Annotated in this window: 15 protein-coding genes; 8 read left to right on the forward strand and 7 right to left on the reverse strand. The window is 43.1% G+C overall.

Annotated features, from left to right (window positions below):
- Nucleotides 1–449: 449 nt before the first annotated feature.
- Nucleotides 450–1,943: an FGGY family carbohydrate kinase gene (locus U5K72_08250; GenBank protein ID MDZ7718790.1), complete on the forward strand. Its 1,494-nt coding sequence runs from the start codon at nucleotides 450–452 to the stop codon at nucleotides 1,941–1,943.
- Between the two features lie 10 nt (nucleotides 1,944–1,953).
- A complete protein-coding gene (xylA, locus tag U5K72_08255; protein ID MDZ7718791.1) occupies nucleotides 1,954–3,267 on the forward strand; it encodes a xylose isomerase in 1,314 nt (437 codons plus the stop codon).
- A 225-nt stretch (nucleotides 3,268–3,492) separates the two neighbouring features.
- Here xylA and icd read toward each other — a convergent pair whose 3' ends face one another.
- Both icd and U5K72_08265 read right to left on the reverse strand, forming a co-directional pair.
- Nucleotides 3,493–4,740 carry an NADP-dependent isocitrate dehydrogenase gene (icd, locus tag U5K72_08260; GenBank protein MDZ7718792.1) on the reverse strand — a complete coding sequence of 416 codons (1,248 nt, stop codon included), beginning with the start codon at nucleotides 4,738–4,740 and terminating at the stop codon, nucleotides 3,493–3,495.
- A gap of 632 nt (nucleotides 4,741–5,372) precedes the next feature.
- Nucleotides 5,373–6,176 carry a transposase gene (locus U5K72_08265; GenBank protein MDZ7718793.1) on the reverse strand — a complete coding sequence of 268 codons (804 nt, stop codon included), beginning with the start codon at nucleotides 6,174–6,176 and terminating at the stop codon, nucleotides 5,373–5,375.
- Nucleotides 6,177–6,242: 66 nt separating this feature from the next.
- On the opposite strand from U5K72_08265, the gene U5K72_08270 reads away from it, so the two are divergent.
- From U5K72_08270 to U5K72_08285, 4 genes are all read left to right on the forward strand, one after another.
- Nucleotides 6,243–6,503 (forward strand): hypothetical protein, encoded by a 261-nt coding sequence (locus U5K72_08270; protein ID MDZ7718794.1) that lies wholly within the window; start codon nucleotides 6,243–6,245, stop codon nucleotides 6,501–6,503.
- Nucleotides 6,504–6,711: 208 nt separating this feature from the next.
- Nucleotides 6,712–6,867: a hypothetical protein gene (locus tag U5K72_08275; protein ID MDZ7718795.1), complete on the forward strand. Its 156-nt coding sequence runs from the start codon at nucleotides 6,712–6,714 to the stop codon at nucleotides 6,865–6,867.
- Between the two features lie 30 nt (nucleotides 6,868–6,897).
- Nucleotides 6,898–8,730 (forward strand): DNA mismatch repair endonuclease MutL, encoded by a 1,833-nt coding sequence (gene mutL, locus U5K72_08280; GenBank protein ID MDZ7718796.1) that lies wholly within the window; start codon nucleotides 6,898–6,900, stop codon nucleotides 8,728–8,730.
- Nucleotides 8,731–9,387: 657 nt separating this feature from the next.
- Nucleotides 9,388–10,518: a DUF3524 domain-containing protein gene (locus tag U5K72_08285; protein MDZ7718797.1), complete on the forward strand. Its 1,131-nt coding sequence runs from the start codon at nucleotides 9,388–9,390 to the stop codon at nucleotides 10,516–10,518.
- A 22-nt stretch (nucleotides 10,519–10,540) separates the two neighbouring features.
- On the opposite strand, the gene U5K72_08290 is transcribed toward U5K72_08285, so the two are convergent.
- Complete coding sequence (locus U5K72_08290; protein ID MDZ7718798.1) at nucleotides 10,541–11,008, reverse strand: cytochrome B; 468 nt, start codon at nucleotides 11,006–11,008, stop codon at nucleotides 10,541–10,543.
- A gap of 1,169 nt (nucleotides 11,009–12,177) precedes the next feature.
- On the opposite strand from U5K72_08290, the gene U5K72_08295 reads away from it, so the two are divergent.
- On the forward strand, nucleotides 12,178–13,173 hold the full coding sequence (locus U5K72_08295) for an aldo/keto reductase (GenBank protein MDZ7718799.1): 996 nt from the start codon (nucleotides 12,178–12,180) through the stop codon (nucleotides 13,171–13,173).
- Between the two features lie 864 nt (nucleotides 13,174–14,037).
- Nucleotides 14,038–18,018 carry a PAS domain S-box protein gene (locus U5K72_08300; GenBank protein ID MDZ7718800.1) on the forward strand — a complete coding sequence of 1,327 codons (3,981 nt, stop codon included), beginning with the start codon at nucleotides 14,038–14,040 and terminating at the stop codon, nucleotides 18,016–18,018.
- A 1,470-nt stretch (nucleotides 18,019–19,488) separates the two neighbouring features.
- Here U5K72_08300 and dnaB read toward each other — a convergent pair.
- The 4 genes from dnaB to U5K72_08320 all read right to left on the reverse strand — a co-directional run bounded on the left by dnaB (nucleotide 19,489) and on the right by U5K72_08320 (nucleotide 23,934).
- Nucleotides 19,489–21,015: a replicative DNA helicase gene (gene dnaB / locus U5K72_08305; GenBank protein MDZ7718801.1), complete on the reverse strand. Its 1,527-nt coding sequence runs from the start codon at nucleotides 21,013–21,015 to the stop codon at nucleotides 19,489–19,491.
- Between the two features lie 203 nt (nucleotides 21,016–21,218).
- Nucleotides 21,219–22,205, reverse strand: coding sequence for an aldo/keto reductase (locus tag U5K72_08310; GenBank protein ID MDZ7718802.1), 987 nt, complete (start codon nucleotides 22,203–22,205; stop codon nucleotides 21,219–21,221).
- Between the two features lie 71 nt (nucleotides 22,206–22,276).
- Nucleotides 22,277–22,801: a ferritin gene (locus U5K72_08315; protein MDZ7718803.1), complete on the reverse strand. Its 525-nt coding sequence runs from the start codon at nucleotides 22,799–22,801 to the stop codon at nucleotides 22,277–22,279.
- 98 nt (nucleotides 22,802–22,899) lie between these two features.
- Nucleotides 22,900–23,934: an aldo/keto reductase gene (locus U5K72_08320; GenBank protein ID MDZ7718804.1), complete on the reverse strand. Its 1,035-nt coding sequence runs from the start codon at nucleotides 23,932–23,934 to the stop codon at nucleotides 22,900–22,902.
- Nucleotides 23,935–24,141 lie beyond the last annotated feature (207 nt).

The raw sequence follows: 24,141 nt of genomic DNA on the forward strand, positions 1-24,141 counted from the left end.
CTCTCCAAAGATGCTCCAGTTCTGACTGTATTTCTGTACGCCCAAACTATTCCCGCAAATCGATCCCTGGTGACAGGACCGTATGAATTTTGAAGGTTTTAATCACGTAAAAGCTTTTTAGAGTCTTTTTTGTAAATGATAAAAGGAACCCGCATTTTTCAATGCAACAGCAGTTTAACCCGAATTATTCACGAAAAAGTATAAAAAATGCGTTAAGACACTGATATTATTACATGTATCGGGAAATGATGGTAGCTCAATTTTGAGTGTTGTGGCAAATGGCTACGAAATTTGCCCGTGCACTGCGTTGAAGTTGAAAAGCTTTACTCAGGGTACTCAGGTACCCTTCCGTCACCATTTCCTCTTCGCCTTGTGCACAACCAAATTTCTTGGTGCATAATCCGGGTTAAAATTGCTGAAATTTAGTAAATCAATTTAGTCTGCCTTATATGAGTAAGAAAGTATTATTAGGATTTGATGTTGGAAGTTCATTTGTAAAAGGTTCTGTTATTGATGCTGATGATGGCGATTTAATCGCCTCTGCTTCCGCTCCCGATAAAGAGATGTCTATGCACTCTCCACAACCAGGCATGGCAGAGCAGGATCCAGAGGTTTGGTGGGAGCAGATAAAATCAATAACACAGCAGCTGCTCGCCTCAAATAAGTTTAACAAAGAAGATGTAGCTGGTATCGGGATATCATACCAAATGCATGGATTGGTTGCAGTAGATAAAGATAAAAATGTACTCCGATCATCTATAATTTGGTGTGACAGCCGGGCTGCATCGATCGGGCGTGAGGCTTTTCAGGATTTGGGGGAAGATTTTTGCCTGGAGAATTACCTGAATTCGCCGGGAAATTTCACTGCATCGAAGTTGAAATGGGTGAAGGATAATGAGCCGAAAATCTACAAGAAAATCTGGAAAATTATGCTTCCCGGTGATTATATCGGGATGAAACTGACTGGAGAAGTTTGTACTACAAAATCGGGCCTTTCCGAAGGAATTTTCTGGGATTATAGTCAACATGATCTGGCTCAGTCGTTATTAGAGCACTATGGAATTTCAGCAGATCTGCTTCCCAAAGCTTATAATTCGTTTGATGATCACGGGACTTTAAGTGAATCTGCTGCTGCTGAATTAAGTTTAAAAGCCGGTACGCCGGTATCCTACAGGGCGGGAGATCAACCCAATAATGCGTTTTCCTTAAATGTTATCGATCCCGGTGAAGTTGCGGCTACAGCGGGAACGTCCGGTGTGATTTATGGAGTGATTGATAAACCGGTGACGGATCCAAAATCGAGAGTAAATACGTTTATTCATGTGAATCATGAAGAGCAAAAAGAGCGCTATGGGATGTTACTTTGTATTAATGGGACCGGAATTCTAAACAGCTGGAACAAAAAACAGTTAGCTGATGACGATCTTTCTTATGATGAGATGAATGAAATGGCAGCACAGATTGAGATCGGATCAGAAGGATTAAACGTCTTGCCATTTGGAAATGGCGCGGAGCGGGTTTTAGAAGATCAAAATTTAGGTGCGCATTTTAGTGGAATTGATTTTCACCGGCATACCAAAGCCCATATGTTTCGGGCAGCTCAGGAGGGAATTGTATTCTCTCTCTACTATGGTTTGCAAATTATGGAGAAAACCGGAATTGAATGTAAAACTGTAAAAGCCGGGCATGCCAACATGTTTTTGAGTCCTGTATTCAGAGAAGCATTTGTAAATACCACCGGAGCTACATTAGAATTGTACAATACGGATGGAGCCCAGGGTGCTGCACGAGGAGCTGGTGTTGGTGCTGGCGTTTATAACTCTATTGAAGAAGCATTTGAGGGACTTAAACAAATCGAAACCGTTTCACCCAATGAAGAGAAAATGAATCGATACCGGCAAAGGTATTACAATTGGGTTCAAACATTACAATCAAAACTATAAACACAAACTGATGAGCGAAGAATATTTTCCATCGATCGATAAAATTGAATATGAAGGGCCGGATACGGATAACCACCTGGCATTTCGGTATTATGATGAATCGAAAAAAGTAGCCGGTAAAACCATGAAGGAACATTTCCGGTTTGCTGTGGCCTACTGGCATTCATTTTGTAATGAGAATAGTGATCCGTTTGGAGTGGGAACAAGAACATTTCCCTGGGACAAAAGCAGCGATCCGGTAGATAACGCCAAGTTTCGCCTGGATGCTGCATTTGAATTTTTTACCAAACTGGGAACGCCCTACTACTGTTTTCATGATCGTGATTTGGCACCGGAAGGGGTGACGATTCACGACTCAGAAAAAAACCTTATTGAACTGGTTTCAAAAGCCAAAAAGTACCAGGAAGATACAGGTGTGAAGTTGTTGTGGGGAACAGCAAATCTGTTCAGCCATCCGCGATATATGAACGGGGCCGCAACCAATCCCGATTTTGATGTGGTTTGCCACGCCGCCGCACAGGTAAAAGCCGCCCTCGATGCCACTGTAGAACTGGATGGCGAAAACTATGTATTCTGGGGCGGACGCGAAGGATACATGAAATTGCTGAATACACAACTAAAACGCGAACAAGATCACCTTGGTGAATTTCTGCGTTCAGCCCGCGACTATGGACGAAAGATCGGGTTTGAAGGGAACTTCCTGATTGAGCCGAAACCGATGGAGCCCACAAAGCAACAGTACGATTTTGATTCCGCAACCGTCATTGGATTTTTGCGAGAGCAGGATCTACTGGACGATTTTAAACTGAATATTGAAGCCAACCATGCCACCCTTGCCAGCCACAGTTTTGCACATGATTTGGCAATTGCGGCGGAACGAGGTTTGCTCGGAAGTATTGATGCCAACCGGGGAGATGCTCAAAATGGCTGGGATACCGACTACTTTCCAACCGATCTTTATGATGCCACCGAAGCGATGATTGTGGTTCTGGAGAATGGTGGAATTGCACCCGGTGGTTTCAATTTTGATGCAAAAATCCGCCGAAATTCAACCGATCTGGACGATCTTTTCCATGCCCATATCGGTGGAATGGATACTTTTGCAAGAGCATTAATCACTGCTGATAAAATTATGAATGATTCCGACTTCAAAGAGATCCGGTATGGACGTTATTCATCCTTTGATGAAGGAAATGGCAAGTTATTTGAAGAAGGGAATCTGTCTCTCGAGGAACTTAGAACGTTTGCTATTGAATCAGGCGAGCCTGAGGTAATTAGCGGCAAGCAGGAACTGCTGGAGAATATTGTGAATCGGCATATTTAATAGGAAGTCCCCTCTTGAGAGGGGATTTAGGGGTGTGTTCATTACATCAATTGAAAAATTATCATAGCTGAATTCACGTAGACACACCGCTGATGTTTACGCTGAACGCTTCAACATCTGTCCCCTCTCAAGAGGGGAGATTCATTACGAAAACGTAAATAAAGAAATAAAAAAAGGAGGCAACCTTTTGGCTGTCTCCTTTTTCTGTTTGTGGTACGGAATAAATTACATTCCTTTTACGATCTCTTCGCCAAATTCTGAACATTTCAGGAGTGTTGCATCATCCATGAGACGTTCGAAATCGTAGGTTACGCGTTTGTTGCTGATCGCTTTTTCGATTCCTTTCTCAATCAGGTCAGCCGCTTCTTTCCAGCCCATGTAACGAAGCATCATTACAGCGGAGAGAATCAGAGAACCGGGATTAACTTTATCCTGACCAGTATATTTTGGAGCCGTTCCGTGTGTTGCTTCAAAAACGGCAATCCCGGAATTATAATTGATGTTAGCACCCGGCGCGATTCCGATTCCGCCAACACAAGCTGCAAGGGCATCAGACACGTAATCACCATTCAGGTTCATGGTTGCGATTACATCGTACTCATCCGGTCGCGTGAGTATTTGCTGCAAGAATGCATCGGCAATTACATCTTTGATTACGATACCATTCGGCAGTTTACACCAGGGGCCCTCGCCAATCACTTCGGCATCGAACTCTTCTCTGGCAACTTCATATCCCCAGTTTTTGAAGCTCCCCTCGGTAAATTTCATAATGTTTCCTTTATGAACCAAGGTCACGCTCTCGCGTCCTTCTTCAATAGCATAATTGATCGCAGAACGAACCAGCCGTTTAGATCCCTCAATAGAGATCGGCTTGATTCCCAAAGATGATGTTTCCGGGAAACGGATGCTTGTAACACCAAGTTCATCAATCAAAAAATCTTTCAGTTTTTTGTTTTCAGCTGTTCCTGTCTGGTACTCAATTCCCGCGTAGATATCTTCGGTGTTTTCCCGAAAGATGACCATATCGGTTTTTTCCGGATGTTTTACAGGTGAAGGAGTACCGGTGTAATATTTCACAGGTCGAACACATGCGAACAGGTCCAGTTTTTGGCGGATTGCTACATTCAGTGAACGAATACCTCCGCCAACAGGTGTAGTCAGCGGTCCCTTAATTCCTACAAGATATTCCCGGAAAGCGGTTAATGTATCTTCGGGCAGCCATGTATCATCGCCATATTCTTCTACGGCTTTTTCGCCGGCGTACACTTCAAACCAGTTAATTTTTTTCTTTCCGTTATAGGCTTTTTCAACAGCGCTGTCTACAACGTGTTTCATGGTGGGTGATATGTCAATTCCAATACCGTCGCCTTCAATAAACGGTATAATCGGATCGTCTCCGACAATAAGGGATCCGTCTTCATTTTTCTTGATGACGGAGCCAACAGAAGGTTTATCTAATTTTTCAAAACTCATTCGATTTAGTCATTAATTTTGGGTTAGCATTTTCAATAAAGTAAAATAATGAATTTAGATTGGATTTGTTATTAAATGTACGCCGGACAGCTTGTCCGGCACCTCAGCCTGTGGTCATTGGGAAAAATGGGAAATTACGATTTGTCGCGATAAACGTGTCCTATTATCAAAAAGAGTGGATGCAAACAAGTGTATCAGTAACGGGCAAGCTGCCCGTTGTACGTACGCCGGACAGCTTGTCCGGCACCTCGGCCTGTGGTCATTGGCAGAAATGGAAGTAGGTTGTCCGTAACATGCCTTATCGTGATGATACAAGTGTATCAGTAACGGCAGCTGCCCGTTAGTACGCCGGACAGCTGTCCGGCACCCGCTGTGGTCATCGGGAAAAATGGGAAATAAGATTAGTCGCGATAAACGTGTCCCATTATCAAAAAGAGTGGGATGCAAGCAAGTGTATCAGTAACGGGCAGGCTGCCCGTTGTACAGTACGCCGGACAGCTTGTCCGGCCTCAAATCTGTGATAACTGGAAAGCTGTGAAATTAAGATTTACCACAATGAATATGTTCCATTACTCAAAAAAAGATGGATCCAATCGAATGGAGCAGTCATGTGCAGGCTGCCTGTTGTGCATTTAGAAATCTCCCAAAAATTCAGCCTTACAATATGTATGTTCCCAATCCTGCCATCTCTTAACCAACTTAGCTTTAACAGGATTGTATATTGTATAACGAATCATATTTTCCAGTTCTGAGTTATTTCTGATCAGATGATCATAACTTTCAGAGTGCCAAAAGGCACCATTTCTATCCAGTGCTTTATTTGCCTGAAGAGCTGAATAAGATTTCAAATTCTTTAGAATTCTGGTGACGGGCGGGAGTGTGTGCTCAATATTTTCTTCGTGATCTTTTTGAAGGTGGCGAAAAACAATATGGACATGATTACTCATGATACAGTATGCATACAAATCGTATTTTCGCTTATCTCGAAAATGAATGGACTCTTTGATGATTTCAGCAATTTCCGGTTTTTGTAACCATCTTGGCCCTGTGCTGCTGTTGTCTAACAGGTCTTCATATTTTTTAAAAAATTTTGATTCAAGCTTTTTTTGAAGTTCCTTTTTATTGTCTGGATTTTCTGATATCGCTTGATGATGCCGTTTTCTCATTTGTTGTAAATCCTTGACAACCTGGACGGGCAGGGAACCTGCTAAACGGAACGTGACAAAATATTCGGCTCCGGAAATTTGCCAATGTGGTAGTTTTCTCTTGTAGTATTCCAAAATACTGGCTCTTCGTTTTCTGAAATATTTAATATTAGATTTTGTCTGATTGAAAGCAAAAAAGGTATATCCATATCCACATATATTGATAGAATGGAGTTGGTCAGTAACGGGCAGGCTGCCCGTTGTACGTACGCCGGACAGCCTGTCCGGCACCTCGGCCTGTGGTCATTGGGAAAAATGGGAAATTACGATTTGTCACGATAACAGTCCATTATCAAAGTGAATGCAAAAATGTTCAGTAACGGGCAAGCTGCCCGTTGTACGTACGCCGGACAGCTTGTCCGGCACTCAGCTGTGGTCTGGGAAAATGGGAAAGTACGATTTGTCGCGATAGACGTGTCCTATTATCAAAAAGAGTGGGATGCAAACAAGTGTATCAGTAACGGGCAAGCTGCCCGTTGTACAGTACGCCGGACAGCTTGTCCGGCACCTCGGCGTGTGGTCATTGACAGAAATGGGAGTTATGGTTCGATACCATAAACATGCAGCTTTACCTACGTGTATGGAATGAGAAGAGTGTATCAGTAACTGGCAGGTTGCCCGTTGTACTTTTCTTGAAAAAAACTGAAAATCCGTGTCTCAAATTGTATCTTTAAAACATATTCTGAACCGAGTCGTTTTAAAGCCAAAACCGAGTACTATGTTCAAACCCATGTTCGGCTTCAGGGCCAAACCCAGAAAATTTGATATGCCAACGCGGTACTATGATCCTGAGAAGGAGAAAAAGCGAAGGCAGCGAATGAAATTTGAAACGAAACGAAAGCGCCATCGTGCTCAGAATATTCGTGTCGTATTGTATGCAGTTGGCTTAATCATGGTTATTTGGATCATTACAGCTCTGTAAGCATCACCTCTAAAATTTGAATTAAGTTTTTTGAATCAACAAGGAGAAATTGGGCAGTCGGTTATTCGAACCATGCCCCCCGAACTTTCCAATAAAATTGCCGCCGGCGAGGTTATTCAGCGTCCCGCATCTGTGGCGAAAGAACTTCTCGACAATGCCATTGATGCCGGAGCCGATCACATCAAACTGATTGTTCTGCAGGCCGGCCGTACACTTATCCAGGTTGTTGATAACGGATGCGGAATGTCGGAGGAGGATGCCCGGCTCTGTTTCGAACGGCATGCCACATCAAAAATAGAATCGGTTGATGACCTCTTTCGTGTTCGAACCATGGGATTTCGCGGAGAAGCGATGGCATCGATTGCGTCCGTCTCTCAGATTGAGATGAAGACCAAGCGGGTGGAAGATGATGCCGGAACACTTCTTGAAATATGGGGTGGCGAAGAGAAACGGTTTGAGCCGGTGGCAGTAGATGACGGAACCTCCGTTGCCGTTCGAAACCTGTTCTACAATGTACCGGCCCGCCGCCAATTCCTGAAAACCGATGCAACCGAGCTGAAGCATATCATCCAGGCGTTTCAAAACAGCGCACTTGCCAATACAAATATTGAGTTCGAACTGCATGCCGATGGCGACCGGATGTATCATCTTCCGAAACAGGATCTGACTGAACGGATTCCTGCACTTTTTGGGAAACAGTACAAGGCCAGCCTGATTCCTTTCGAGGAGGAAACCAGCTATGTAAAAATTCACGGCATGCTGGTGGATCCAAAACTGGCCAAAAAAAGCCGGGGAGAGCAGTTTCTGTTTGTGAACGGCCGGCCCTTTCAGCATCGATACCTGACCTATGTTATTCTGAGTCTTTTTGATACATGGACACGTCAGAATGAGTATCCGTTTTATGCGATCTATTTTGAGATTGATCCAACCCAGGTGGATGTAAACGTGCATCCCGCCAAACTGGAAGTAAAATTTGATGACGAGCGAAGTATCATACAGTTGGCACGATCTGTCATTAAAAAAGCGATCAATGAATATTTTGCCGTTCCGGATATCGAGACGTCTGAGCGGGTTGAAAATGATTTTGATCTCTCGCTCGATCAATTCAATAATCGCAGCGATAAGCGAGGAAAAAACGGGGGGCAAACCAACCCCATTAACATCCCATCCAGGATTAACTTTCGAAAATCCGGAATCGATGGAGAAGAATCGGCAGAGCGATTGTATGGCGGTACAGATACTGAAGGAGATTATACTGAAGAAGATCAAAAACACTCTTCGAAAAATCAGAGTCAGTCGCGTGACAGAGGCTTCTGGCAGCTTCATAACCGGTACATTTTAACCCAAACCCGGACCGGCTTATGCGTAATCGATCAGCATGCAGCTCACAAACGAATTATTTTTGAAAAGGCGATGAGCGCTACGGAGGAGTCATTACCGGGAACACAGCAACTGCTTTTTGCACAAACGGTTGAATTAAATGCAACTGAGTTTTCACTTCTGAAAGAGCTGTTGCCTATTATTCAACGAATGGGTTTTAGCATCCAGCTATTGAGCGGAAATACGGCGATTATCAATGGTGTTCCTGCGGATATTGAGATTGGTGACGAAAAAGCAGTACTCCGGGATATGCTTCAGCAGTACCGGGAGCTCAGTAAAAAACCATCCCTCGATGCCCGAAAACGGGTAGCTATTGCATTTGCATCTCGAACGGCTATTCCGCGGGGAAAGAAACTTACCGAACAAGAGATGGAGATGTTGATCGATCAGCTTTTTGCCTGTGAAGAACCCTATCACGATCCGCTTGAAAAACCAACACTGGTTACCATGTCTATGGATGAGATGAAGCGGCGGTTTCGGTAACGTACGCCGGACAGCTTGTCCGGCACGACAGGCTCGAGTTATGGCAGCGAACGGGGGTTGTGATTTTGAACGAGAATCAGGCATCCTGTTCTACACTCATCAATTAAATTGAGTTCATTAGTAACGGGCAAGCTGCCCGTTGTACGTACGCCGGACAGCTTGTCCGGCACGACAGGCTTGAGTTATGGCGGTGAACGGGGGTTGTGATTTTGAACGAGAATCAGGCATCCTGTTCTACACTTATCAATTAAATTGAGTTCATTAGTAACGGGCAAGCTGCCCGTTGTACGTACGCCGGACAGCTTGTCCGGCACGACAGGCTCGAGTTATGGCAGCGAACGGGGGGTGTGATTTTGAACGAGAATCAGGCATTCTGTTCTACACTTATCAATTAAATTGAGTTCATTAGTAACGGGCAAGCTGCCCGTTGTACGTACGCCGGACAGCTTGTCCGGCTCTTTAGTCCATGAATGCAGGCAGAAAACAGGAATGAAGAAGTGGTAGGTTAGTTTAGTACCCAATCTCGATGATGGAGATAGAATGGAGTTAACCAGTAACGGGTAATTTTCCTGTTATACGAAATAAAAAAGTTGCTTCTGAGTTCTCGACTCGTTTATTTCGGGGTACTTTCAACAGATCATCTACAGGAGTTTTTTCGTGAATATACTTGCAGTTGAACCTTTTTATAACGGATCTCACCGGGCTTTTTTGAAAGGTCTTCAGGAACACTCAGCTCACAATATCATCCCGATAAAACTGGATTATCGACGATGGAAATGGCGTATGCACGGCGATTCTGTAAAACTTGCAGAGATGTCCGCCGAAATAGTTGAAGATATTGATCTTTTGTTGGTGAGTAGTATGACCAACCTGCCGGCGTTTCTTGCGCTTACAAATCCCCGCTTTGCGCATACGCCCAAAGTGATGATTATGCACGAAAATCAGCTTACACAGCCGATGCCGGAGGGTGAAGATCGTGATATAACCTATTGCTATATCAACTATCTGAGTATGCTGTCGGCTGATAAACTTCTGTTCTCAACAAAGTTTCACCTGAATGATCTTTTGGAGGCGTTACCCACGTTCCTGGAGAACTTTCCGGATGATAAACATTACAATACGGTGGACAAGATCCAGGAAAAGAGCCAGGTGATGTACCCCGGTTTAGATCTTTCGGTTTTTGACCAACAACCAGATACGCGGCAAAACAATAAACGACCTGTAATTGTATGGAATCAACGTTGGCAGTTTGATCGAAATCCCTCCATGTTTTTTAAAGTGTTGAACCGCCTGAACGATATAGACCTGGAGTTTGATCTGATTTTAGCGGGTGATACTAAACACAAAAAACCGGAAGAGTTTGAAAAAGCATGGAAACGGTTTGGAGATCAGATCACCCATTTTGGCTATGTGGAAAATGTTGAAAGGTATAGCAAACTTCTTCACTCGGGAGATATCGTAGTTTCAACGGCCACATACGAGTTTTTCTGTGTGGCGATCATGGAAGCGATCTACTGTGGGTGTCATCCGCTGGTTCCCAATCGATTACACTATCCCGAACTAATTCCCGAGAGTCTCCATAATCCACTATTGCATGCCCCGGTTTTGTATGATACCGAAGACGACCTGTTTCGCAATCTGAAAAATTTACTTACTGGCGAGACAAAACCGTTACCCAAGGCCTCTCTTCAAAATATCAACAAACATCTGGACTGGAGCCAGATGATTGATCGTTATGACTCTCTTTTTGATGAGTTGAAGGAAACAAAGAGTGTGGCTTCATTTTAAATCGATTGGTTGAACTCAGCCGTTAAAAAATTCTGAATAACGGACGTGCATCAAATGGAGAGAACGGCCAGGGGATGGTAATCAGGATGAGTATCAGCCCGATGGTGAACCATACGGCGATCGATTTAAATTTCTTCACATCTTCTGTAAGCCGTTTGGCTTTGGCCGAACCGATGGTGATAAAGACAACCGCAAGGATCATTAAAATACTGTGTTCCATTCCGTAAAACCGAAGGGCAGATTGCTGAACAGCCTCACCAAAATTACTGAAGAGTTGCCTTATGACGGGGCTAATGCCATAGAGTACAAGGCCCACAAGCAGCTGAACGTGTACAATGATAACCGTGATATTTCGAATTTTATCATGGCGAGGAGTGTATGTAAGATTTGAAAACCACCCTTTGTATGCCAGGAACATTGTATAGATTAAACTGATTAAAACAAACCAGCGAAGAAGGGAGTGAAGAATTAAAAAGATGGAATAGAACATGTCAGGTTTTCAACTTGGATTGATTCATAGTTATTGCGGGGATAAACTAAGCATAATTGCTAAGGGATGCCGACTCTTTGGCCCAAAATTTTTACAAGTTGTATTTCTCGTGATGAGGTGATATTCCTACCCGCATGTTTTTTGGCGAATACTTTCGGTTTCTACGAAGGGTAGAGTGTGTATGTAGAAAAATGATGTACAGGGAAAGTAATTCTTAATCCTAAGTGGTTTAATTCCCCGACCTTCTGGGTCGGAAAAGATTAAAGTCCCCCTTTGAAGCTGACATTACCCATAAAATCTCAATTTTTGAGATGATATCTTTACCAAGGTTTATTGGAAAGGTTGAGTATCATTCATAATAATAGGCTATCAACCGTAATGTTCACCTTGTTCATCCCGACGCTTCGGGACAAAAGAACCAAAAATTCAAGGCGGTGAAAGAATTGGCGGCGGTCACTGAATCTCTGCTACCTTTTATCAATGGTCCACCGCGTTTATAGCTTGTTAACATCGTTAAGAGCCGGTATGATAAAAGGTCTCCGCAGATCTTCAGGCTCCCTCAATCCGCCAATTCTTTCGAGGCCGGAGTTGTTCTGACCCTAAAATAAATCAACTCTAAAACAGCAATGAATAGATGTTGAAGCACCTATTATTCATCTTTCAAAAAGCGTATTGCAAATCTATTTTTAAAATGATAAACGGATATTTTTCGAAAATATACCTAACAGCTTTACGTCAAGCATTACCAATACTTTACATAGACTAAATTAGTCATATTTGAAATTACATGGGTAATGTCAGCCCTTTGAAGGGGGAAAGCGAGCAGAGTGAGCTGGGGGGATGACTATCTGAGTTTTGAATTGACAAAGTCTTGGTTCTGAAGCATTACACCCCTCCCGGCTAAAGCCGTACTCCCCTCAAGGGGAGATTGATCATCCCCCATTGCCCTCCCGAAGTGTCGGGACAGGCTCTTCAAAGGGGGACACTTCACAATAAGTGCATAGATTGTTGACAATTTTTGAATGAAACATATCAGAAATCATGTAGCTGACGAATAATCTGATAATCTTAAATATTCTAACTTCAGGATGCAGTGAGCCTGTTAAAATTTGTATTATACACAGACGAAATTGATTTAAATACAATGCGATTAAAAAGCGGTGGTTACTATGCAATACAGGCAATTTGGCAATACGGATCTGAAAGTAAGTGAAGTGGGATTTGGTACATGGGGAATTGGCGGGCCGGCCATGGCCGGTGATATTCCCCTCGGCTGGGGAGATGTAGATGATGATACATCCATTAAAGCTCTTGAAAAAGCCTATGACCTCGGAGTGAATTTCTATGATACGGCTGACTTTTATGGCCTTGGCCACTCAGAGGAGTTACTCGGTAACGTTTTTAGTGATAAGAAAGATGTGATTATTGCCAGCAAGGTCGGGCATCGGCTGGATGAAGACGAATCGATCTATGTGGATTACACCTATGAGCATATTGTGAATTCCTGCGAGAATAGTTTAAAGCGTTTAAAAAGAGACGTGATCGATTTTTATCAATTGCACACCGCAAAGCTGAATCATCTGGAACAGGGTGAATGTATTGAGGCGATGGAGAAACTGAAGAGTGACGGGAAAATTCGTTATTGGGGTGTCTCTCTGAATACTTATAATCCTTATCCTGAGGCTGATTTTATCTTTGAAAAAAATATAGGGCATGGTTTACAGGTGGTTTTGAATATTATCAATCAGCGAAGTCTTGAGATTATTCAACAAGCAGATAAAAGAGGAATGGGAATTATCGCACGAATGCCCCTGCAGTTTGGGCTGCTTACCGGAAAATTCGATAAGGATACCCGTTTTGATGAGGATGATCACCGATATTTTCGATTGAAACCACCCATCCTGGAAGCCTCGCTTGATGCTCTCGAAGAAGTTTGGCCGTTAACAGAGAAATATGGTGTGACTAAAACAGAACTGGCTTTGAGTTTTATCTTGAGCTTTGAAGGGGTGTCAACAGTAATTCCCGGCATAAAAACAGAGGAACAAGCCGTAAAAAATACACAGGGAATTGTGAAGTTATCGGATGAGGATCGGGAATCTATTCGTACATTATTTGATCAAAAGTTTGACAATCTCTTGGAGCAAATGAAGGAGAGTGAGAGTTGAGAATTGGATAAAAGGCGTCCGAATTTATTTCTGGAGAGTAATTACGAGAGGGCTTTGCAAAACCGTGGTTATTGGTCAATCTGAACTCGATTCAGATTCTCCATTCGTCTTTATAGCCAGTATCTGGAGATCCTGAATCCCCCTAGTGTTACGATCTTTAAATAAGTATAGTCAATCAGGTAGCCACAAAAACACGAAACCACAAAATTATTTGTGTTTTTGTGCTTTTGTGGCCTCTTTTCAAGTTGACTATTAAATTGATTTATTGATCCTGACACTAAATTAATTTACTGGTTGCGACACTAGGGAGGGATCCCTATGAGAAAGTTCAGGATGACGGTCAGAGTTTTGCAAAGCCTTCTCTAAGATTTTTCCTGTGGTTTCCGTCACATAACCGTTATTCCAGAATGGTTCCCCCAAGCTTTTTTGCAAATGGAAAAGGGGCACAAGTGACGCTTCGCTTAACACTTGCGCCAGACAGAGCATCTCTCAGGGAGTCCTTCGGACAAGACAACATAGAAAACCTAAAGACGTTATCTATTGGCTGGCAACAGTTTATATACAAAAATGATGAAATTACATGGGTAATGTCAGCTCCCGAAAAGTCCCTTATGGTGGAAACCCCACCTAAAAATTTAAGAGGGGATTAGAAGGAAGTATTTCAAAGCCCCCCTAAAGAAATATCAGCAATATAAATAATAGGTTAAGTGTACTTATAATTATAACGTGTTGGTGTAACTTTTTGGAATAGTAAACGGTGCTAAACTTTGTTAATATACAAGTATAAGAGTCATGTGTGATAAAGCTTAATAAGTGCTCACCCATTTATCTAAACCGGGCTTAATAGGTTAAAATGTATAGGTTATGACGAATAAAAAACGTACTGAGAGAGATGAAGTAAAAGAAAAATCGAACCACCAAATCTACACACAGAGAGAACACTACCGGTTTGTCTTTGAGAACTCCATAGCGGCGCTATTTATTACACGGCCCGATGGCACTATTCTTGAGGCAAACAAAGCCGCATGCCGTATGTTCGGTTACACGGAAGAGGAGTTCAAGAAACAGGGAATGCAGGGTATGATCGATCCGAAGTCACCGGACTTCTCTGAGAAACTGAAGGAACGAGAAGAGAAGGGCAGTACGTCAGGTGAAGTGATTGGGATTCGGAAAAACGGAAAAAGATTTTGGTGTGAGTTTTCATCATCTATTTTTGCCGATGCTGACGGCAATAAAATGGTTAGTATAGAGCTGATCGACATGTTCGATACGACGGACAGGCAAGAGAGCCTGAAGGGAGTGATGAACAATGTGCCCGGCGTAATCTATCGATATGTGACGAAACCGGATGGATTTGAAAAAATACACTTTGTAACCGGCGAAGTGAAGCAGGTTTTGGGTTTCAATCCCGATGATATTTTTAAAGACAAAAGCCTTGGATGGAAGAATATTCACAAGGATGACGTGGACCGTGTGATTCAGTCCATGAATGAATCTGCGGAGAAGAACACAAAATGGGTGTGTGAGTACCGGTATCACCATCCGGATGGTACCACGCGCTGGCTGCGGGGAATGGGTAATCCGGTCAGTAAGAAAGACGGCCGTGTGGTCTGGGATTCCATTGTGATTGATATTACCAAAGAGAAACAGGCGGAATTGAACCTGAAACTGATGGAATCGGTGGTGACCGAGGCCAACGACGCGGTTTTGATTACGAAAGCGGAACCGGTTGAGGCCCCTGAAGGCCCTGAGATCGTCTACGTAAACCGAAGTTTTGAGAAAATGACGGGCTACACGGCCGAAGATGTAATCGGGAAAACGCCCCGCATACTGCAAGGGGCGAATACCGGGTCGAAGCAGCTTCAAGAATTACGTAATGCAATTCGAAACCGGGAAAGCGTGGAAGTGGAGCTTCTCAACTACAACAAAAGTGGTGATGAGTACTGGGTGAATATTTCGCTGAGCCCAATGTTTGAAAGGGGCAAATGTACACATTTTATATCTATCCAGAAGGATATAACCGATCGTAAACTTCAGGAACTTCAGAAAGCACTTTCGTCCGAAATAAGTTTGATTTTTAACAGAGAAGAAACCGTAAGAAGTGCCCTGCAATCTTCGCTGGATGAAATTGCCAGTCTGCACTACTTTGATGCGGTTGAATTTTGGCTTGCGGATAGAGACCGAACATTGATGAATCTTGCGGCCCATTCGATTGGAAATCCTGAAATAGAACAATTTTATACAGACGGGAAAAAAGTTGAGGTATTTAAAAAAGGAGAGGGCCTGCCAGGTAAAACATGGAAGCAAAAGAAGAACTTGTTCTGGAGAAACCTGGATAAACGAAAAACATTTATCCGGCGGGAAAAAGCCGCAAAAGCCGGAGTAAAAACCGCGTTCAGTTTCCCCGTAATCGATGAAGAGGATGTACTGGGTGTACTTGTTTTGTTAGCATCGAAAGATCTGAAAAGTGAACGTTATTATGTGGATCTGTTTAAAGAGTTAGCAGATCAGTTTGCATCCGAAATTAAACGCAAAGAAGTTGAGGAAGAACTCTCAAGAATATTTAACTCTGCCCCGGACGTGATCTGCATTGCGGGGCTCGACGGTTATTATAAAAAAGTAAATCCGGCAATGAGCGAGCTGCTGGGATATACCGAAAAAGAATTATTGAATACGCCAATCATTGAATTTGTGCATCCGGCAGATAAACAGAAAACAGAGGAGGAGTTTGAGGCATTAAACAGGGGAGAAGGGAATCACTATTTCGAGAACCGCCATATCACCAAATCGGGGAAAGTAATCTGGTTGTCGTGGACTACAAAACCCTTTTATGATGAAAAGATCACATACAGCGTAGCTAAAGACGTAACGGAAGAAAAGGAGCTTCGGCAGCTCCTTGACCGGGCGAACCGGCTTGCCAAAATAGGGAGCTGGGAGGTGGATTTAATCAATGAAGAGGTGTATTGGTCTGACATTACCCGGCAGATCCACGAAGAGGAACCGGACTTTGAGCCTGACCTTGATGCTGTTTTAAACTATTATAAAGAAGGAGAGGCCAGGGAACTTATCCAGCAGGCAGCCGAAGAGACGATGAAAAACGGCACTCCGTGGGATCTTGAACTGCCCATCATCACGGCTAAGGGAAATGAGAAATGGATCAGGACGATAGGAAAAGCTGAGATTGTAAATGGCAAACCGGTTCGGATATACGGCAGCTTTCAGGATATTCATAAAAGAAAAACGGCCGAAGAGAAGCTAAAAGAAAAAACCAGGCAGCTTGATGCTATAGCACGTTTTAATGCCTTATTGATCAAAGAAGATGACTGGTTTCGAGCCCTGGACAAAAGCCTTGAGCAGTTCGGTGAAGTTGCCGGGGCGGACAGGGTCTACTTTTTTGAACACTCCATTCTGCATGAAACCGGTCAGGATGCTATATCCATGAAGGCGGAATGGGTATCGGAGGGAACGACCCGCGAAATTGATAACCCCAATCACCAGAATCATCCGTTTGATGATATTCAGAGTTTTATGGATCAAGTGATCCATGAAGGTGGGTTTAATAAAGTAGTATCGGAAATTGAGGACAAGGAGCTAGCGGAATTTATTTCAGGCCAGCAGATCAAATCGATTCTTGCTCTGCCGGTTTTTACCAATAAGCAGTTCAGAGGCTTCATGGGATTTGATGATTGCGTAAATGAAAGGATCTGGAGTGAAGAGGAAGTTACGTTTCTAAAAACGATTGCGATTAATCTTGGATCGGCTATCGAAAATAAGATTTCGAAAGAGCGGATACTGAAAAGTGAATCAAGACTCCAGGGTATTATCGATTCACAGACGAATTATATTATCCGAACGGATCTGGAAGGATACTATACATACTATAATCCCAAATTTAAGGAAGAGTATGGGTGGATTCATGACAAGGATAACCTTGAAGGAACCCACAGTATGATTTCAATTAAGGAGTATCACCATGACCGTGTGAGACAGGTTGTGGACCAGTGTATGAACAATCCCAATGAAGTATACCAGGTAGAGATTGATAAACCGGGTAAAAATGGAAAGATAAAAACCACTCTGTGGGATTTTGTATGCCTGACAGACAACGCCGGGAAGCCCACCGAAATACAGTGCGTTGGAATTGATATTACTGAAAAGAAAGTGAGTGAAACAGAGCTGAAAGAGTCGCTTCGGGAAAAAGAGGTGCTGCTGGCAGAGATTCATCACAGGGTAAAAAATAATCTTGCTGTTGTTTCTGCCATGATGCAGCTGCAGGCCTACGAAGAAGAGAATGAACTGATTGAAGAAAAATTGAATGCCAGTATTTCGAGGATTCACACAATGGCTACCATACACGAAATACTATATCAGTCTGGTAATTTTTCAAAATTGTCTTTCTCCAAAATTTTAGAAAAGTTAATTGAAAGTATATCGTCCACGATGGGTCAGGATAAGAACATTGACGTTCGGTTTACTCCTGTACCCCTGGAATTGAATATAAATCAGGCAATACCCTGTGCATTAATTGTGAATGAAGTGATAACCAATGTGTATAAACACGCTTTTAAAGGTAGAAAAAAAGGTATTCTTGATGTTAACCTATCCATAGTTAATGATTCGGTTGATATTGAGATTAAAGATAACGGTATAGGGTTGCCCAAATCCTTTACCAGCCAGGATGCAAAATCACTGGGAATACACCTTATAAAAACCCTGGCTTTACAGCTCGAAGCAGAATACAGTTTTAACAGTAGCGGCAAGGGTACCGAATTTCGGCTTCGTTTTACGAAAGCAGATATTAGGGGAAGTGGAAATGCTCAGCTAAGCGGATCTATAGCTCCATAAATTTTATCGCTAAAATCAACCGTGATTTATGAGGACTTACCCCATTATTGTAAGTGTAAACTTATTGCATGTTGTATGTCCTTTTGTCTTGATACAAAAGAACGAAAAATCAAGACTGTGAATACTTGGCGGCGGACACGAGTTCACCGTGGAATCCTTTCAATGGTCCATCACGCTTTCAGCCCTTAAATTTCGCTTCTCACCGGTATGAAAGGATTCTTCTCACGGTTCTCTCGTTGTCCTTTTTCCCGCCAACTATTCAAGGTCGGTTATTTTCCCAAAATCACCATTTCCACTTGTTAAATGTATTAAACTACTGTTATTTAATATTTTAGCATACTTAAACTTAAAATTTCGGGGTAACTTCTCTGATTTATGAGGACTTGCCCCATTTTTTTAAGCAAATAATTAGCAATGACGATGAAATTTCTCTCGGTTTTTGAAACGTCCCCAACCGTCGGGACCAAGGAGTTTTTGCGATCAAAAGCCCCGAAGGGGCGTCATCAATAGCATAGGACGGAGTCCTATGTATTGGGAATCATAGGAATAGTGTAGCCCTGAAAGGGCGCAAGCTTTCCCCTGACAATCTCTTGGGCTTACGCCCTTTCAGGGCTGATCGAATGAAATGCGTTATTTTTCATAGGGTTTCACCCCATGCTATTGATGACGCCCCTTTCGGGAGAAGGGGGAAGCGAACAGAGTGAGCTGGGGGATGATGTTCTGAGTTTTGAATTGACAAAGTCTTGGTTCTGAGGCATTACACCCCTCCCGGCTAAAGCCGTACTCCCCTCAAGGGGAGATTGATCATCCCCCATTGCCCTCCCGAAGTGTCGGGACAGGCTCTTCAAAGGGGGACACTTCACAATAAGTGCAACCATTGTTAAAAAAATTTGGATTATAAGTTGATACCTCGTGGGCTTTGCCCCGAGGTAGTTCATTGCAAAACGAACTGCAACTTACTCTCGTCTCGGTGCTCTGCTCCGAGATGGTAGTCTGGGCTGCTCTGCTGCCCGTTTAAAGCCAATATAGGGTGGAGCAGAGCACCACCTGCATTCTGTTTCACAGTCCCGATGCCTCGGGATGAAACAAGAAAAAGTTTCCAATTATATAAAGAGTTAACTATCTGATTTTTAATAACATATATATCATATGAAATAATTTTCGGAGTAACTTCTCTAACATCAATATCGTTGTTCTGTGGATTTAGGAATTTGTGCTTTTTCGAGGTAAGAATGAGATGATTTATTCTCATCTTCGTGGAAGAGATAATTTAGAAAAGCATCCACTTCTATGATATGCGATTGGAGATATCCGATCGCAGATATGCGAAGTACAGGACAGATCAGAGATCGAATATCGCATATCAAAAATCACCAATCAGGCAAGTCTTCACTTGTGTAATGTATAGATGCACGAACGGGCAGTGAAGAAGTTCAACGAACAACTGACAACAATTATGAATGTACCAATCTAAAACGGCGCTTCGTCGTCATCTCCGCCGCCGGGATTGTGGGTAGGAGGAGGCATAGATGGGCCATCATTATTGTTTTCAGGTTCTTCAAGGTAGTCGTCACCTCCCGGCGTGTTTCCGCGGTCAATTCTGGAGAGTCGTTCGAACCGGGCGTACTCTTTCACGAAGAACATGCGGGTTGTTCCCACAGGGCCATTCCGCTGCTTGCCAATAATTAGTTCAGCGAGGCCATTGGTGGATTCCCCCTCGGCCGTTGTGGTAATTCCATAGTATTCAGGCCGGTAAAGGAAGCAAACTACATCGGCATCCTGCTCAATAGATCCGGACTCCCGTAAGTCACTCAACTGTGGCCGTTTGTCTCCGCCTCTCTGTTCAACTGCACGGCTCAACTGTGCAAGAGCAACTACAGGTACATCCAGTTCTTTAGCCAGTGCTTTTAACCCTCGCGAAATTGTTGCAATTTCCTGTTCTCGATTTCCAAAATCTCGGGCGTTGGCAGTCATCAGCTGAAGATAATCCACAACAATAAGGCCAATGTCGTGTTCACTTTTAAGTCTCCGGCATTTTGTGCGAAGTTCCATTAAGCTCAGGCTGGGGGTGTCATCTATAAAAATACCGGCCGTAAAAAGGCGGCTCGCTGCGTCGATCATTCGTTTAAAATCTTCATCTTTCACACGACCGGTTCGTGCATCCTGGGCGTTGATTCGCGCTTCCATCGTCAGAAATCGCTGGACCAACTGCTGGGATGACATCTCCAAACTGAAGATCGCCACATTTGTCCGCATCTCCTCATTTGCATGTAGGGCCGCATTTCGGGCGGCGGTAAGTGTAAACGCCGTTTTACCCATCGAGGGACGAGCCGCAATGATGACCAGGTCTCCATTCTGCCAGCCGGATGTATATTTATCTACATCCAGTCCCGAGGGAACGCCTGTGACCCCTTCCGGTTTTCCGCGAAGATCTTCCAGGTAGCCAAGTGTATCTTTTAGGATATCTCCGATAATAGTGGCATTAGACCTGGTTTTATTGTTGGAAAGATCAAAAATTCGCTGCTCGGCTTCATCCAGTACATCAGAGGCATCAGAAGTTGTATCATACGCCGTTTTGATGATCTCATTGCAGTGCAGGATTAAATTTCGCTTAATCGATTTTTCCGTTATGATCTGCGCATGATAATCGATATTGGCTGCCGAACTAACCGAGCGCGTCAGGTCAGCCAGGTATCCGGTTCCGCCTACAACATCCAGCAGACTTTTGTCACGCAGTTCATTTTCCACAGTGAGCAGATCCAGCGGATTATCCCGTTCATAAAGCTCAAAAAGCGTTTCAAAAATGTGTTTGTTGGCGGGTTTGTAAAAATCTTCGGGACGTAAAAGCTGGAGAGCAATCGTTGCTGCTTCACGCTCAATCAACATCGCACCCAAAACGGCTTCTTCCACCTCCACAGCCTGGGGTGGAATACGTCCGCCATCATGTTGAAGTGACCGCGAACTGTTGGACGACTTAGAGCCATTTTGATTGGCCATCTGCTGCTAAATTTAAAAAATGAGAATTGAATGGATGTTCCCGGAATATCTGGAATGAGCTTTCCGACTACTCAAAATAAAAAGTAAGAAATATGCACGAAAGAATTTCGATGAGTTATTCACAAAGGTATCCACAAAATAAATGAGTTATTAACAAGACTGTGGATAACTTTTAACCAGCAACCAGAAACCTTATCCCACTGTTACCATCGCTGATGAACATGCGGCTTGATCATCTCCTCATAAATCTCATCAATTTTTTCCATGGTTTCATCCGAAATGGGTGGTGTTTCCGATGCATCGCAGTTGGATTTTACGTGTTTGTCGGATGAAGCACCCGGAATCACAACACTCACTTCATCGCGCATTAAAATCCAGCGGAGTGCCAGGTGTACGAGATTTGTGTCCTCGCCAACAGCTTCTTTTAAACGTTCTACAGCTTCAATTCCCGTTTCATAGGGGATTCCTGAGAAGGTCTCGCCGACATCAAAGAATTTACCTTCGCGGTTAAAGTTTCTATGATCTTTCTTATCGAAGGTTGTGTCTTTGGAGAATTTACCGGTTAGAAGTCCGCTGGCTAATGGAACCCGAACGATGATTCCCACATGATTATCCTGTGCTTTTGGAAAAAGCTCTTCATGCGGACGCTGCCGGAACATGTTGTAGATTACCTGAATGGTGGTCACATTGTCGTACTCAATGGCCTTCAATCCCTCTTCAATTTTTTCTATGCTTACACCAAGATTCAGGATTTTTCCTTCCTCTTTGAGTTTCTCAAACTCACCAAATATTTCGGGCCGGTAGTACACTTCTGTCGGCGGACAATGAAGCTGTACAAGGTCAAGAGCCTCCACATCCAGGCGCTTCAGAGAATCTTCCACGTATCCCCGAAGTGCATCAGGAGTGTAATTTTCGTTGGTGTGAGGACTGATTTGGCGACCGCATTTTGTAGCAACATAAATTCGTTCGCTTGTTTTTTTGATCGCTTTGCCCACTTCAACTTCACTTTCCGTGTCTTTGTACACATCGGCTGTATCGATAAAATTAACTCCGTTATCGAACGCTTTTTGCAAAGTTTTTTGGGCGGTATCGGGATGTAGTCCCTGCCCCCATTTTCCGCCAAGCTGCCATGTTCCCAGCGAAACTTCAGAAATTTTAAAACCTGTTTTACCGAGTGTTCTGTATTTCATCCTTAAAAAATGAATTATTAAGATTTGTTTCTATGATATCGTAGAATTATTAGGCTGTATCTGCGAAAAATTTATTCAGTTTCATCATTTTCATCAGCGGGCAAATCTGCCTGACGATTTCCCAATTCCTGATCGAGCATATACAATCCGGGACCTTTATCACCCAGAATATTTAGTTTATCCAAAATAGTTCGGAATAATTCCTCTTCCTCCACCTGCTCATCTACATACCACTGTAAAAACTGCTGAGTGGCATTGTCTTTCGCTTCTTGGGCAGCTTCTACAAGGTTATCGATTTTTTGTGTGTTTTCCTGTTCAAGTTCTAAACCTCGTTCAAAGAGATGTCGAAAAGAGTTAAAATCACTTTCCGGTTTTGATACTGCCGGTGCAATGGCATGTCCGTCCCGGTCATTGATATAATGAAAAATCTTCATCGCATGAAAATTTTCCTCTTTAGACTGTTCCAGGAAAAAACCAGCGGTACCGTGAAAGCCATTTACCTCTGCCCAGGATGACATAGACAAGTACCAGTTTCCAGCTATAAATTCATGCTGAACCTGGTCGTTTAACATCGATTCAATTTTTTTTGATAACATTTGAACATTCTTCAGTTTAAAATTCCGATTAACGTATTGTTTAAGATACAAGAGATTAAGATGAACATCAGTAGCTCAAAAAAATTTCAAACAGATAATTATTCTTCAGAAGTTGGGATCCTGTTTGCGCCCTGTCTATCCACCATCCAAAAGGGATATCGATCGCTTGTCGAAGAAGCTTCGTCTAACTTACTCAACTCATCATTACTCAATTCCAGCTTAGCAGAGTTAATGTTTGAGGTGAGTTGGTTCATATTTTTTGCACCGATAATGGTACTCGTTACACCGGATTGTAACCGAACCCAGGCGAGAGCTACTTCAGCAACAGAAGCTTCATGATTTTCAGCAATCCCTTCCATTACATTCACAATATCAAAGGCTTGTTCTTTGTTGATGGGAGGGAAGTCGAATTCATCGCGACGTGAACCACCTCCGGCTTTTTTATTGTTGCGTGTATATTTTCCGGAAAGAAAACCACCAGCGAGAGGACTCCAGGGCATGAATCCGAGTTTTTCCGATTGACTTAGCGGGATAAGTGCGTCCTCCACATCACGAGCGGAAAGCGAGTAGAAATATTGCATCGCTTTAAATTCATGCCAACCTTCTTGGCGGGAGATCCCCAGAGCTTTCATCACCATCCAGGCCGGCCAATTACAAACGCCAATGTATCGCACTTTTCCACTTTCAACAATATCATTCAATGCGCGCATTGTTTCACGGATAGATGTAACCGAATCAACGCCATGCACATAAAGAAGATCGATGTGATCCAGCTGCATTCGTTTCAAGCTCTTGTCAACCGAGTTGAAGATGTGATATCGGGACAGGCCCTGATTATTCGGCTGCTCTCCCATTTTTCCACGAAGTTTCGTTGCAATCACCAGTTCATCGCGTATTAAATCGAGATTTTTGATACTGTTCCCAAGAATCGTTTCGGATTGTCCAAACGAATAGATATTCGCGGTATCAATAAAATTGATTCCCGAATCAACAGACTTCTTAATGAGTTCATCCGCTTCTTCCTGTTTCTGCTGACCGATGGCTTCCCACATTCCTTCACCACCAAACGTCATAGTTCCAAAGCAAAGTTCCGAGACAAGCAGGCCAGTATCCCCTAATAAATTATATTTCATTTTTGATCTCTTTTTAATTCACATTCTTTTTTAAAAACATGCGGTCTTAAACCTTTGTTCCTTTTTCTTTTTAAAAATTCGTTTTGTGAGAGGTTCTTAGATTGAAATCATTAAAAGAGGGCTTTGCAGAACCGTGGTTATTGGTCAATCTGAACTCGATTCAGATTCTCCATTCGTCTTTACAGCCAGTATCTGGAGATCCTGAAT

Source organism: Balneolaceae bacterium, from assembly GCA_034521495.1.
Taxonomy (GTDB): domain Bacteria; phylum Bacteroidota; class Rhodothermia; order Balneolales; family Balneolaceae; genus Rhodohalobacter.